This window comes from Kaistia sp. SLG-1 (assembly GCF_059699055.1).
The window spans coordinates 1,172,877-1,184,628 of the sequence record NZ_AP048544.1 but is presented as its reverse complement, the minus strand read 5'-3'; the positions used below and the strand labels follow the sequence as shown (position 1 = coordinate 1,184,628).

Here is an 11,752-nt window from a genome sequence, read left to right as displayed (position 1 = left end):
GGTTCTGGGAGCCTAGACGCTCAAGCTTCGCGCTGCATGAGATCCCTGCTTCCGCAGGGATGACGGGGAGCGCGGGGCCCGGGACGGAGCCCCGGCGCGGTGGAGGGATAGGCGCCCTACCCCTTCGCCTGCTTTTCCAGCAGCGAGAAGAACACCACCGTCATGGCGAGCACGATGACGAGCAGGACGAAGGCGGCGGCCGCGCCCTCGTTGATCGAGAGGCCGAGGAAGGCCTGGCGGTAGGCGAAGAAGCTCAGCACCTCGGTCGACGTGCCCGGCCCGCCCTTGGTCAGCACATAGGGCAGGTCGTAGGTGCGGAATTCGTTGATCAGCTGGATGATGACGGTGATCGCGGCGACCGGGCGCAGCATCGGCAAGGTGATGAACCAGAACTGCTGCCAGCCGCGCGCGCCGTCGACCTCGGCCGCCTCATAGGGCTCGCGCGGCAGCGAGGCGAGGCCGGCGGCGAGGATCAGCACGACGAAGGACATCTGCTGCCAGATATCGATGCCGGCCATGGTCCAGAGCGCGAGATTGGGCGAGCCGAGCCAGTCGAGCCGCGGCAGGCCCATCGTCTCCATCAGATGGTTGACGATGCCGAGATTGGGCTGCAGCAGCATGCGCCAGATCAGGGCGACGCTGACCGGCGACATCGCCATCGGGATGGTCAGGATGGCGAAGTAGATCGGCTTGGTGCGGACGACGCGGTTCAGCATCAGCGCGATGCCGAGGCCGATGACGAACTCGCCGGCAACGGTGACGACCGAATACTTCACCGTCAGCCAGGTGGCGTTCCAGAAGCGGTCGCTCGCCATCATGGTGGCGAAATTGTCGACGCCGACGATCGGCAGGATCGCCGGTTTCAAGAGCGTGTAGGACGAGACCGAGAGCAGGCAGGCATAGAGGAGCGGAAAGCCCATGACGATGGCGAGCAGCAGCAGCCCCGGTGAGGCAAAGCCCCAGCTGATCCGCGTCTCGCGACTGACCCTGTTGATCCAGCCTGTCATTGAATTCCCGTCCGATCGTGCTCTTCGTTCCCGCGGCCTCCCGCCGCGTGGTCTTCGGAGCGCGGCATCCGCGCCGCGCTCCGTCTCTGGCTGTGGCCTTTACTTGGCCAGCAGTTCCTCGAGGCCCTTGTGGGCCGCCTTCAGCGCCGCGTCGGACGTAACTTCGCCGCCGCCGGCCTGCGACAGCGAGGTGCCGAGCACGTCCTCGTACTGCGCCGAATAGGCGAAGATCGGGAACGACTTGCCGCTCGCGACGATGTCCTGCGCGGTCTTGTAGTAGGGGTACTTCTCCAGGACCTTGGCGTCGGCGAAGACGTCGGAGCGGACCGGCGCGTGGCCCTGCAGGGCGCGGGCGACCGAAATGTCCTTGCTCTGCACCCACTGGATGAACTTCCAGGCGGCTTCCTGCTCTTCCGGGCTCACATTCTTCGGAATGCCCCAGCCCCAGCCGCCGCTCTCGCCATGCCCGCCGGGCATCACGGAAATCGCGACCTTGCCGGCGACATCCGGGCACTTCTCGGCATTGTCGACCTGCGGCAGCATCCACCAGTAGGTGACCATGCTGAACGCCTTGCCGCTGCACATCAGCCGCAGCGTGTCGTCGAGGGTGGCGGAGAGAGCGCCCTGCTGCGCGCCGTTCTTGATGTTGTCGACATAGAGGTCGAGCGCGACCTTGGCCTCGGGGCTGTCGAGCACGACCTTCTTGCCGTCGCCGAGATAGTTGCCACCGGCCGCGAACAGGTAGTTGGAGAACTCCATGCTGTTCGGATCGCCGCGCTGGCCCTGCATGGCAGCACCCGCGACGCCGGCATTCGCCTTCATGAACTTGGAGATCTCGACATAGTCGGCGAGCGTCGTCGGCGCCGCCAGTTCCTTGCCGGTCGCCGTCTTGAAGGCTTCCTTGAGCTTGGGATCCTCGAGCAGGTCCTTCCGGTAGAGCAGGCCCATCGAGTAATTGTACATCGGCAGGATCTGCAGGCTGTCCGGCGTGCGGCCGAGCAGGTCGAGCGTCGAGGGGATGAACGGCGACAAGTCGTAGTTCGACTTCTCGACGAACGGCTTCAGGTCGGTGAGCCAGCCGGCGGCCGGGAATTCGCCGGCCCAGAGGAAGTCGACCTCGAGCAGATTGTAGTAGCTCTGCGGCGAGACCAGCTGCGACACCAGCTTGTCGTGCATGTCGGGGTAGCCGATCTTCTCGAACTCGACCTTGATGCCGGTCTCCTTCTCGAAATCGGGCAGCAGGCTCTCGATGATCTGCGTCTCCGGCACGTCCTCCATCAGGGCGCGCAGCACGATCTCGTCGGCATGGGCCGGAGCCGAGGCCATCAGCGCGCCGAGGCCGGCGGCTGCGAGTAGAATCCGTTTCAGCGTCATGGTGTTCTCCTCTTTGATACCGGCTGCGTCGCTGCCCCCTCCGGGCATTATTTGACGCCGCCGAACGTCAACCCCTGGATGATGAAGCGCTGGATGAAGCGCGAGGCGATCACCAGCGGCAGGATGGCCAGCACCACGCCTGCCGAGACTTTGGCGATCTGCACGCCATTCGATGTCTGCAACGCAGCCAGCGAAACCGGGATCGTGGCGGTCTGCGGCCCGCTCAAGACGAGCGCGAACAGGAACTCGTTCCACGACAGGATGAAGCCGAGCACGCCGGCGGCGGCGAGGCCGGGCAGCGAGACCGGGATGACGATGCGCCAGAACGCGCCCCAGGCGGTGGCGCCGTCGGTCATCGCCGCGCCCTCCATGTCGGCCGGCACGCCCTCGAAGAAGCCCATCAGGATCCAGGTCAGGAACGGCAGGTTCAGCGCCGAATAGACGAGGATGAGGCCGGGCAGCGAATTGGTGAGGCCGGCGCCGCGCAGAAGCGCGAAGGCGGGCAGCACCAGCGCCACCGGCGGCAGCATCTGCGTCGCCAGCACGACGAAGCGGGCGAAACGGCCGCCGGTGCGGAAGCGGGCGAAGGCGTAGCCGGTGCAGGCGGCGAAGGGCAGCGCCACGAGGACGGAGCCTAGCGCCACGATCAGGCTGTTGACGTAGAAGGTGCCGAACCGGTTCTTGGCGAACAGGCCGGCGTAGTTGTCCAGCGTGAAGGCCGGGAAGATCTCCGTGCTGTAGGACATCGATTCCGGCACGAGGCTGGTGCGCAGCGCCCAGAGCGGCGGCAGCAGCACGACCACGCATGCCAATATCAAACCGAAATGCAGGCCGAACTTGCGCATGATACCCTCGCCTCAGCGGCCGACCGGCAGAGGCGGCCGCGCGACCGCCTTGCCGGTTTCGGCATCGAAAAGATGCATCGGCTCGACGTCGACATAGAGGTCGACCATCGAATCCACCGGCGCGAAGAAATGCCGGCCGAGCCGTGCCTGGATCTCGATCGGCTTGTCGCGGCCGAGGAGACCGATCAGGACGTTTTCCGCGCCGAGCGCCTCGACCGCGACCACCTTGACCGTGATCTTCTGCCATTCGGGGCGCTGCTGCGTCTCGTAGATGTCCTCGGCGCGGATGCCGGCGGTGATCGGACCGCCCGCCTTATGGACATAGGGCAGATGGTGCATGCGCGGCACGCTGATGCGTGTCGCGGCGTCGATGGCGACGACGAGATCGTCGCCCGCCGCCTCCAGCCGCGCCGGCACCAGGTTCATCGGCGGCGTCGCCAGGAAGCGCGCGACGAAGGTGTCGGCCGGATTGGCGTAGACGTCGAGCGGCCGGCCGGTCTGGATCATCCGCCCGTCCTTCATGATGCAGATGCGATCGCCCATCGTCATCGCCTCGACCTGGTCGTGCGTGACGTGCACGATGGTGCGGCCGAGGCGGCGATGCAGCTTGACCAGCTCCAGCCGCATCTCGGCGCGCAGCTGCGCGTCGAGGTTGGAGAGCGGCTCGTCGAGCAAAAAGGCTTCCGGCTCGCGCACGATGGCGCGGCCGAGCGCGACGCGCTGGCGCTGGCCGCCGGAAAGCGCGCCGGGCTTGCGCTGCAGCAGCGGCTTGAGGCCGAGCAGCTCGGCGGCGTTCGCCACCTTGCTATCGATCTCGGCCGTCGATGCGCCGCGCATCTTCAACCCGAAGGCCATGTTGTGCCAGACGGACATGTGCGGATAGAGCGCGTAGCTCTGGAACACCACGGCGACGTTGCGGTCGCGCGGCGCCATGCCCGTGACGCTGCGGCCGCCGATGCGGAGGTCGCCGGAGGAGATGCTCTCCAGCCCGGCGATCATGCGCAAAGTCGTCGACTTGCCGCAGCCGGACGGGCCGAGAAAGATCACGAATTCGCCGTCTTCGATCTTGAGATCGACATCGCGCACGCCATGGGCGCCGTTGGCGTAGATCTTGGAAACCTTGTCGAGCTCAATGGATGCCATGTCGTTCCTCGTGCGAACGGAGCGTGACGGCCCCCCTCGCGTCTCCCTCGATCGCCGGCACCGGGCCGGCTTTCCCTCTCGTGACGTGGCGATTGTAGTCGCACAAATTCAAACGCCTCAAGGATCAATTTTGGTCGATCGTGTTTAATTTTTACGCGAAGCGGCCCTCGGGAGAGGCAATCGAGCGGCTGCCATATCATCAAAAATGAGGAAAACAGCCACAAAATCGGTCAATGACAGGCTTTTCGGGGCTGCCTCGCGGGACCGCAGATTTTTTTCACAGCGAACCCAGAACAACATATTCAAACAATAAACAACGCAGCATGTTTGAATTTGTTTGGCGGCCTGCTATGGTCCGGGTTCCGTCGAGCCCGACCACTGCAACAGGGAAGATCCTTGTCGAAGCTGCCCGCCGCGCACCCGAAGTCCCCCGCCCATGCCGTCTCCATCCAGGCGCGTCCCCGCCTGCCCGAGATGCGCCAGGCGGCCATTCTCGATGCGCTGCGCGCCAGCGGCGCCGTCCTGGTCGCGGAGATCGCCGCCGAGCTGCAGGTCTCCGACATGACGGTCCGCCGCGACCTCCTGGAACTGGAGCGCGCCGGCAAGCTGGTCCGGACGCATGGCGGCGCGATGCCCGCGGCGGCCGCGCCCCCGGTGGCGATGGACAGCGAGGAGCCGGGCTTCGACGCGCGACTGCGCCACCAGCGCGACGCCAAGGAGCGGATCGCCGCCGCGGCCGCCACGCTGTCGCTCGCCCACCGCGCCATCGCGCTCGACGTCGGCACGACGACCTTCCTGCTGGCGCAGCATTTGCGCGAGCGGACGCATGCCAAGGTTTTCACCAACAGCGTACGGGCGGCGGAGCTGCTCGGCGCCAGCCAGACCGAGACTTATCTGGCCGGCGGCCGCGTCCGCCGCGACGAGCTCTCGGTCGGCGGCGCGGAAGCCGTGGCCCAGTTCGAAAAGCTCTGGTTCGACGTCTGCTTCGTCGGCATTTCCGGCCTCACCAAGGATGGGCTGTTCGATTATTCGATCGAGGATGTCGACCTGAAGCAGGTCTATCTGAACCGGTCCGGCCTCAAGGTCGCGCTCTGCGACGCCTCGAAATTCCAGCGCATGTCGCTGGTGCATGTCGCGCCGCTCGCCGATCTCGACGTGCTGATCACCGACGCAGCGCCACCGCCTGAGATCGCGGCGGCGCTCGCGGCCGCCCGGGTCGACGTTCAGGTCGCCCCGTAACGAGGTTAACCCCAGCTTACCCCTGTCATCCTTCGCAATAATGGAGCGGACTTATGGTTTTCGATTTCTTCGGCGACAAGAAGAAGGTGGTCATTTCCATGTCGCATATCGGCGCCCTGCCGGGTTCGCCGCTCTATGACGCCAAGGGTGGCCTGAACAAGCTGATCGACGACGCGCTTTCCGACGTCAAGAAGCTGCAGGCCGGCGGCGTCGACGCCATCATGTTCGGCAACGAGAACGACCGCCCCTACGTCTTCAAGGGCGCGCCGGAATCGATCGCCGCGATGTCGGCGATCGTGCAGGCGATCAAGCCGGAGCTGAAGGTGCCGTTCGGCGTCAATTACCTCTGGGATCCGATCGCCTCGGTCGCGATCGGCGCGGTGACCGGCGCCTCCTTCGTGCGCGAGATCTTCACCGGTGTGTTCGCGTCCGACATGGGCATCTGGGAGCCGAACTGCGCCGAGGCCTCGCGGCTTCGCCACAATCTCGGCCGCGATGACATGAAGCTGCTCTTCAACATCAACGCCGAGTTCGCCCATTCGCTCGACCAGCGGCCGATCGAACTGCGCGCCAAGAGCGCCGTCTTCTCCTCGCTCGCCGACGCCATCCTCGTCTCCGGCCCGATCACCGGCGAGCCGGCCGACGCGTCGAATCTGCGCAAGGTCGCCGAGACGGTGAAGAGCGTGCCGATCTTCGCCAATACCGGCGTCAACATCGACAACGTCACCGACATCTTCAACTTCGCCTCCGGCGTCGTCATCGGCACGCATTTCAAGGTCGACGGCTACACCTGGAACGCCGTCGACGCCGACCGCGTCAAGCGCTTCATGGACAAGGTGAACAAGCTGCGCTGATCCACGCTAACCCGGCCGGCCGGCGCCCTTCGCCGGCCGGCCGGAGCCCCTTCGCCGCATCTCGCCAGGGACTTTCCCCGGCGTCTCGCCACGGCATCTGTGGGAGAAATGCCGCGTGACGGCGTTACCGATCACAAAAGTCGCGCCTTCCCCAGCGTCTTTGCCCCTTCCCGTGTCAATCATCATTTGAATAGAGCGCGGTTTCGCCTTAGACGAGGGTTCGCGGCTGCGTGGGCTCGCGGATACGCCCCGAGGCCGCTGCTGTTTTCATCTGGCGAACCATGATGTCGCCCGACGGCTTCCGGTTCTGCGCTTGCTCGAGGAATAAAACATGGCCCTGGAAAAGATCGCGGGCGTTCGTGCCGCGGCCCGTGATGTCGAACCGTTCGTCACCGAGCTGTTCATCGCAGCCGGCGTGAACCGCGAGAGCGCCGAGACCTGCGCCCGCGCCGTGGTCGACGCCTCGGCCCGCGCCTACGACACGCATGGCGTCCGCCTGATCCCGTTCTACATGCAGGGCCTCGACGGCGGCCGCATCAACAAGACGCCGACGCTCACCGTCACCGAGAAGGCCGCCTCGGCCGTGCATATCGACGCCGACGACGGCCTCGGCCATTACGCCAGCTACCGCGCCATCGACGAGGCCGCCAAGCTCGCCGAGAAGACCGGCGTCGCGGTTGCCACCGTCGGCCGCTCGACCCATCACGGCGCCACCGGCGTCTACACGCGCTACGCCGCGACCAAGGGCTATGTCGCCATCGGCATGACCCATGCCGACGCCATGGTGATCCCGCATGGCGGCGCCTCGGCCTTCTTCGGCACCAACCCGCTCTCCTTCGCCGTGCCGGTCGAGGGCGAGGATCCGATGGTGCTCGACATGGCCACCAGCTCGATCCCGTTCAACCGCGTCGGCCTCCGCCGCGCCACCGGCCAGCCGCTGCCGGCCGAGGTCGCCGTCGACGACAAGGGCGAATTCACCACCGACGCCAACGCGGCCGTCTGGGTCGCCCCGGTAGGCGGCGCCGATTACGGCTACAAGGGCTCGGGCCTCGCCGGCATGGTCGACCTGCTCTGCTCGGCCTTCACCGGCATGGGCCACGGCAAGACCATGGCCTCGTTCAACGGCCCGGACTTCACCAAGCCGATCCAGATCGGCCACTTCTTCATCGTGCTGTCGCCGGCCGTGTTCCAGGCGCTCTCCGTCTTCGACGCCCGCATCACCGACTTCCTGGCCGACCTGCGCGCCCAGCCGGCGAAGCCCGGCCAGAAGGTCTACGCCCCGTCCGACATCGAGAAGGGCGAGGCGAAGAAGCGCGCCGTCGACGGCATCCCTGTCGACAACGTCACCTGGAACGCGCTCGAAGGTTTTGCTGCCAAGTACGGCGTCAAGGTCCCGGCCGCGACCGCCGACAACGGCTGAGGCTGAGACCAAACGGCTCGAAATGAAAAGGGCGGCGATCGCATGATCACCGCCCTTTTTCTTCATCCAACCAGCGCCCCCCGTCGCCCCACCCTCGCCGTCATCCCCGCGAAGGCGGGGATCCATGCAGCGGAAGCCTCGGGCGTGTGAGCCTCCCAGTAACCCGGTTGAATGGATCCCGGGTCAAGCCCGGGATGACGGGGAGCGTGGATCGACGGTGGCGGCCAGCTACGACGCCTTGCGCACCCTGGCCGGCGTCACCAGGAACTCGCGGTTGACGCAGTTGGTCAGCCTTCCCTCGTTCAGAAAAGCGAGGATGCACTCGACAGCTTTCCTCTGCATGTCCTTCATCGAGGCGGGGCTGTAGAAGGCGGCGTGCGGCGACAGGACCAGGCGGCCGTCGATCCAGGGCTCGCGCGCGGCCCAGGCGGCGATGAGCGGATGCGAGCGATCGGCCGGCTCCTTCGGCAGCACGTCGAGCCCGGCGCCGGCGACGCGGCCGTCCTTCAGCGCCGCGAAGAGCGCATCGAGATCGACGATCGGCCCGCGCGCCGTGTTGATCAAAATCAGGCCGGGCTTGGCGGCCGCGAAGGCGGCGGCGTCGATAAAGCCGCTGGTCTCGGTCGAGAGCGGCGCATGCACGCTCAATATGTCGCTGATCGCCATCAGTTCATGCAGGCTGTGCACGCGCTCGTAGCCGGTGGCGAGCTCGACGCCGTTCGAGAGATGCGGATCGAAGAAGACGACGCGCATGTCGAAGGCGGCGGCGCGGCGCGCGGCGGCGAGCCCGATGCGGCCGAGGCCGACGACGCCGAACGTGGCGCCCCGCAGCCGCCGCACCAGCGGCGCGCGGGCAAAGTTCCAGCCATGCGCCGGGTCGGCGTTCAGCAGACGGTCATAGCTGTCGGTGCCGCGCGTCAGCGCCAGCATCAGCGCGATGGCGTGGTCGGCCACCTCCGTCGTGCCGTAGTCCGGCACGTTGCAGACCGGCACGCCGCGCGCGCCCCAGCCTTCGAGGTCGAGATTGTCGTAGCCGACGCCCTCGCGGACGACGATCTTCACCTTCTCGAAGTCGTCGAGTTCGGCCGGCAACAGAAGCGTCGCCGAGCAGTTGATGACGGCGTCGGCGGCGGCCGAGCGGGCGCGATCGAGCCGATAGGCGGGATCGGCGGGGGTCGGATCGATGTCGAAATCCGCCTTCGATCCGAACATCTCGAAGAGCTCCGGATTTTCGGGCGGATACCAGTTGGCTTTCAGAATGCGCATGGTGTTTCCTGCCTTGGCTCGCCACATTCGTGCTGGCGTTCTCCGGATTGTTAACAGTAGACTATATCAATGAGCAAGCGTCCGATGACCCCTCCCCTGCAGCGCCGCGAACGCCGGGTGCTGACCGACGACGTCGCCGATGCGCTGCGCGAGGCGATTTTGAGCGGCCGTTTCCAGCGCGGCGAGCGCCTGATCGAGGACGAGCTGGCGGAGAGCCTGAACGTCAGCCGCGGGCCGATCCGGCAGGCGATCTTCCGCCTGCAGCAGGAAGGCCTGGTGGTGCACGAGACGCATCGCGGCGCCACCGTGGCGCAGATCTCGCTGCACGACGCGAGCGAGATCTACAGCCTGCGCACGGCGCTGGAAAAGCTCGCCGTGGTCGAGGCCTGCCGCAACGCGACCGAGGCCGACCTCGCGCCGCTCGACGCCATTCTCCTGTTGTTTCAATCGATTCCGCGCGCCTCGATGACCCGTCGCCGCGTCGCGGAGATGGATATCGACTTCCACGACGCGCTGTTCCGCGCCGCCCATCACGCCCGCCTCTACCGCGCCTGGGAGGCGCTGCGCTCGCAAATCTTCGTCTTCCTGCTGCTCCGCGACGGCCTGCCGGAGGACTATCTGACCTCCTGGGTCGAGGCGCACGCGCGGCTGCTCGAAACGGTGCGCAGCCGCGATTCCGTTGCCGCGCTCGCCTGCATCGAGGACCACATCGAAGCCGCCTATGGCCGCCTGAGGCAACACCTGCTCGAGACCGAGGCGGCCGGGTAGGGTTGGCCGAGACGGTCGGGTGCGGCCTCGGCAGGTCGGCGTTCGCGGCGCTTGGCTGATTGTTAACAATCGACAAAGCGGCTCTCACCGAGCTTGCTGCAGCCAGCCGCGCTCGTCGGACTGATCTCGCTGCCGCCCTCCCCCACCGCGTGGAACGCCCCACCCCGCCCCACCCTCGCCGTCATCCCCCGAGCCGGGATCCATTCAGCCCGGTTGTTGGCCGGGTGGAACTCCGCCGCCCGCCCCCACGCTCGCCGTCATCCCGGCCCCCGAGCCGGGATCCATTCAGCCGGGTTGTTGGCCGCGCGAACCTCCCGATGCCTCGGATGGATGGATCCCTGCTTCCGCGGGGATGACGGCGAGCGTGGGATGGCGGCCGGAGGGCGTGGGGACCGCGCCGGCACGCAGGCCGTGCGTCCTTCGAGACGCCCCTTCGGGGCTCCTCAGGATGATGGGAATGGGTGGCTTGCCAGTCTGCCGGACAGAGGATGACGGCACGGGTTGCATGACGGCCAGAGGATTCACGCCAGCCGCGCGCCTCACGCCAGTCGCACACTCGACGTGCGACCCAGCCCTCCCGCCATTCACCATTCGCCGCTCACCCCTCGCCCATCCCACCATTCGTCCCGCGCCCCCCGAAATTCCCCGCCTCCCATTTTCATGAGAGTTGATAAATTTATAATAGCATGATGTTATGCGAACAGGCCGCCCCGCTGTTCCGGGGAAGCCCCGCCTGGGAGCGCATCGAGGAGGATGTACCCGGTGGAAAGGGAGGAAAACATGGAACGTACCGTCGAGCGGGATGCCGCCTTCGAGGGATCCGGCCGCGCGCTGCGCGATCGGCTGACGCGGCTCGTCGCCGTCGGCGAAGTGGGCGTGCTGCTCGCGCTGATCGTGCTCGTCGCCTTCTTCTACCTGATGGAGCCCGCCTTCCTGTCGGAGCGCAACATCCGCGCCATCCTGCGCGTCGTCTCCTTCATCGGCATCATCGCCATCGGCCAAACCATCCTGCTCGTCTGCGGCGAGTTCGACCTTTCGGTCGGCGCGGTCGCCGGCCTCTCCGCCGTCTGCAGCGCCAAGCTGATGACGGCCCTCGCCCTGCCCGTGCCCTTAGCGCTGCTCGGCGGCGTGCTGGTCGGCGCCGGCGTCGGCCTCGTCAATGGCATCGTCGTCGTCAAGTTCAGGATCCCGGCCTTCATCCAGACGCTCGGCATGCTGTTCATCGGCCAGGGCCTGATCCAGGTCGTCACCAACGGCTATCCGGTCTATCCGCTGCCGGCCGTGATCAGCGATATCGGCTATGCCAGCATCGTCTTCGGGCTCGGCTGGAGCTTCGTCTTCTTCATCGTCGCCGCGCTCACGGCCGATTTCGTGCTCCGCCGCACCGTGCTCGGCCGCAACATGTACGCGACCGGCGGCAATCCCGAGGTCGCCCGCCTCGTCGGCATCGACACGGCGCATTACAAGATCGGTGCCTTCATGACGGTCGGCGCGCTCGCGGCGATCGCCGGCATGTTCGTCATGGCGGACCTTGCCTCCGGCACCACCTCGATCGGAAGCGGCTGGGAACTGAACGTCATCGCCGGCGTCGTCGTCGGCGGCGTCAGCCTGTTCGGCGGCGCCGGCACGATGGCGGGCGGCCTGATCGGCGTGCTGCTCCTGCAGGTCGTCACCAGCGGCCTCGTCGTCGTCGGCGTCAACGCCAACTGGCAGCAGATCGCGGTGGGCGTGATCATGGTGCTCGCCGTCGGCCTCGACATATTGCGCCGCCGCTTCTTCATCGCCGGCTCCACGTCCGCGCCGGCCGAGACCCCGCCCAATCCGCCATAGCCCGGA

The 11,752-nt window shown here is 66.7% G+C and carries 10 protein-coding genes; 5 read left to right on the top strand and 5 right to left on the bottom strand.

The window, feature by feature from the left end:
* Nucleotides 1-116: 116 nt before the first annotated feature.
* The 4 genes from AC6HZP_RS05230 to AC6HZP_RS05215 all read right to left on the bottom strand — a co-directional run bounded on the left by AC6HZP_RS05230 (nt 117) and on the right by AC6HZP_RS05215 (nt 4,369).
* A complete protein-coding gene (locus tag AC6HZP_RS05230) occupies nt 117-1,007 on the bottom strand; it encodes a carbohydrate ABC transporter permease (RefSeq protein ID WP_201402578.1) in 891 nt (296 codons plus the stop codon).
* A gap of 99 nt (nt 1,008-1,106) precedes the next feature.
* Nucleotides 1,107-2,381: an extracellular solute-binding protein gene (locus AC6HZP_RS05225; protein WP_497525679.1), complete on the bottom strand. Its 1,275-nt coding sequence runs from the start codon at nt 2,379-2,381 to the stop codon at nt 1,107-1,109.
* 47 nt (nt 2,382-2,428) lie between these two features.
* Nucleotides 2,429-3,226 (bottom strand): carbohydrate ABC transporter permease, encoded by a 798-nt coding sequence (locus AC6HZP_RS05220; protein WP_201402576.1) that lies wholly within the window; start codon nt 3,224-3,226, stop codon nt 2,429-2,431.
* Between the two features lie 12 nt (nt 3,227-3,238).
* Nucleotides 3,239-4,369, bottom strand: coding sequence for an ABC transporter ATP-binding protein (locus AC6HZP_RS05215; RefSeq protein ID WP_497525678.1), 1,131 nt, complete (start codon nt 4,367-4,369; stop codon nt 3,239-3,241).
* A gap of 474 nt (nt 4,370-4,843) precedes the next feature.
* On the opposite strand from AC6HZP_RS05215, the gene AC6HZP_RS05210 reads away from it, so the two are divergent.
* The 3 genes from AC6HZP_RS05210 (at nt 4,844) to AC6HZP_RS05200 (ending at nt 7,882) form a co-directional block, all read left to right on the top strand.
* Nucleotides 4,844-5,608, top strand: a complete 765-nt coding sequence (locus tag AC6HZP_RS05210; protein WP_201404326.1) for a DeoR/GlpR family DNA-binding transcription regulator — start codon at nt 4,844-4,846, stop codon at nt 5,606-5,608.
* 53 nt (nt 5,609-5,661) lie between these two features.
* A complete protein-coding gene (locus AC6HZP_RS05205; protein WP_497525677.1) occupies nt 5,662-6,462 on the top strand; it encodes a BtpA/SgcQ family protein in 801 nt (266 codons plus the stop codon).
* 331 nt (nt 6,463-6,793) lie between these two features.
* The gene (locus tag AC6HZP_RS05200) at nt 6,794-7,882 is read left to right on the top strand and encodes an Ldh family oxidoreductase (protein ID WP_497525676.1); all 1,089 of its coding nucleotides are present in this window, start codon (nt 6,794-6,796) and stop codon (nt 7,880-7,882) included.
* Nucleotides 7,883-8,110: 228 nt separating this feature from the next.
* Here AC6HZP_RS05200 and AC6HZP_RS05195 read toward each other — a convergent pair whose 3' ends face one another.
* A complete protein-coding gene (locus tag AC6HZP_RS05195) occupies nt 8,111-9,148 on the bottom strand; it encodes a C-terminal binding protein (protein WP_497525675.1) in 1,038 nt (345 codons plus the stop codon).
* Nucleotides 9,149-9,232: 84 nt separating this feature from the next.
* Between AC6HZP_RS05195 and AC6HZP_RS05190 the strand changes: the two genes are divergently transcribed.
* Nucleotides 9,233-9,916, top strand: coding sequence for a GntR family transcriptional regulator (locus AC6HZP_RS05190; protein ID WP_201402571.1), 684 nt, complete (start codon nt 9,233-9,235; stop codon nt 9,914-9,916).
* Nucleotides 9,917-10,696: 780 nt separating this feature from the next.
* A complete protein-coding gene (locus AC6HZP_RS05185; RefSeq protein WP_497525674.1) occupies nt 10,697-11,746 on the top strand; it encodes an ABC transporter permease in 1,050 nt (349 codons plus the stop codon).
* Nucleotides 11,747-11,752 lie beyond the last annotated feature (6 nt).

What these genes read in the sequence shown, in the direction of transcription:
- AC6HZP_RS05230 (WP_201402578.1), bottom strand. Translation starts at nt 1,007, where the DNA reads ATGACAGGCTGGATCAACAGGGTCAGTCGCGAGACGCGGATCAGCTGG.
- AC6HZP_RS05225 (WP_497525679.1), bottom strand. Translation starts at nt 2,381, where the DNA reads ATGACGCTGAAACGGATTCTACTCGCAGCCGCCGGCCTCGGCGCGCTG.
- AC6HZP_RS05220 (WP_201402576.1), bottom strand. Translation starts at nt 3,226, where the DNA reads ATGCGCAAGTTCGGCCTGCATTTCGGTTTGATATTGGCATGCGTGGTC.
- AC6HZP_RS05215 (WP_497525678.1), bottom strand. Translation starts at nt 4,369, where the DNA reads ATGGCATCCATTGAGCTCGACAAGGTTTCCAAGATCTACGCCAACGGC.
- AC6HZP_RS05210 (WP_201404326.1), top strand. Translation starts at nt 4,844, where the DNA reads ATGCGCCAGGCGGCCATTCTCGATGCGCTGCGCGCCAGCGGCGCCGTC.
- AC6HZP_RS05205 (WP_497525677.1), top strand. Translation starts at nt 5,662, where the DNA reads ATGGTTTTCGATTTCTTCGGCGACAAGAAGAAGGTGGTCATTTCCATG.
- AC6HZP_RS05200 (WP_497525676.1), top strand. Translation starts at nt 6,794, where the DNA reads ATGGCCCTGGAAAAGATCGCGGGCGTTCGTGCCGCGGCCCGTGATGTC.
- AC6HZP_RS05195 (WP_497525675.1), bottom strand. Translation starts at nt 9,148, where the DNA reads ATGCGCATTCTGAAAGCCAACTGGTATCCGCCCGAAAATCCGGAGCTC.
- AC6HZP_RS05190 (WP_201402571.1), top strand. Translation starts at nt 9,233, where the DNA reads ATGACCCCTCCCCTGCAGCGCCGCGAACGCCGGGTGCTGACCGACGAC.
- AC6HZP_RS05185 (WP_497525674.1), top strand. Translation starts at nt 10,697, where the DNA reads ATGGAACGTACCGTCGAGCGGGATGCCGCCTTCGAGGGATCCGGCCGC.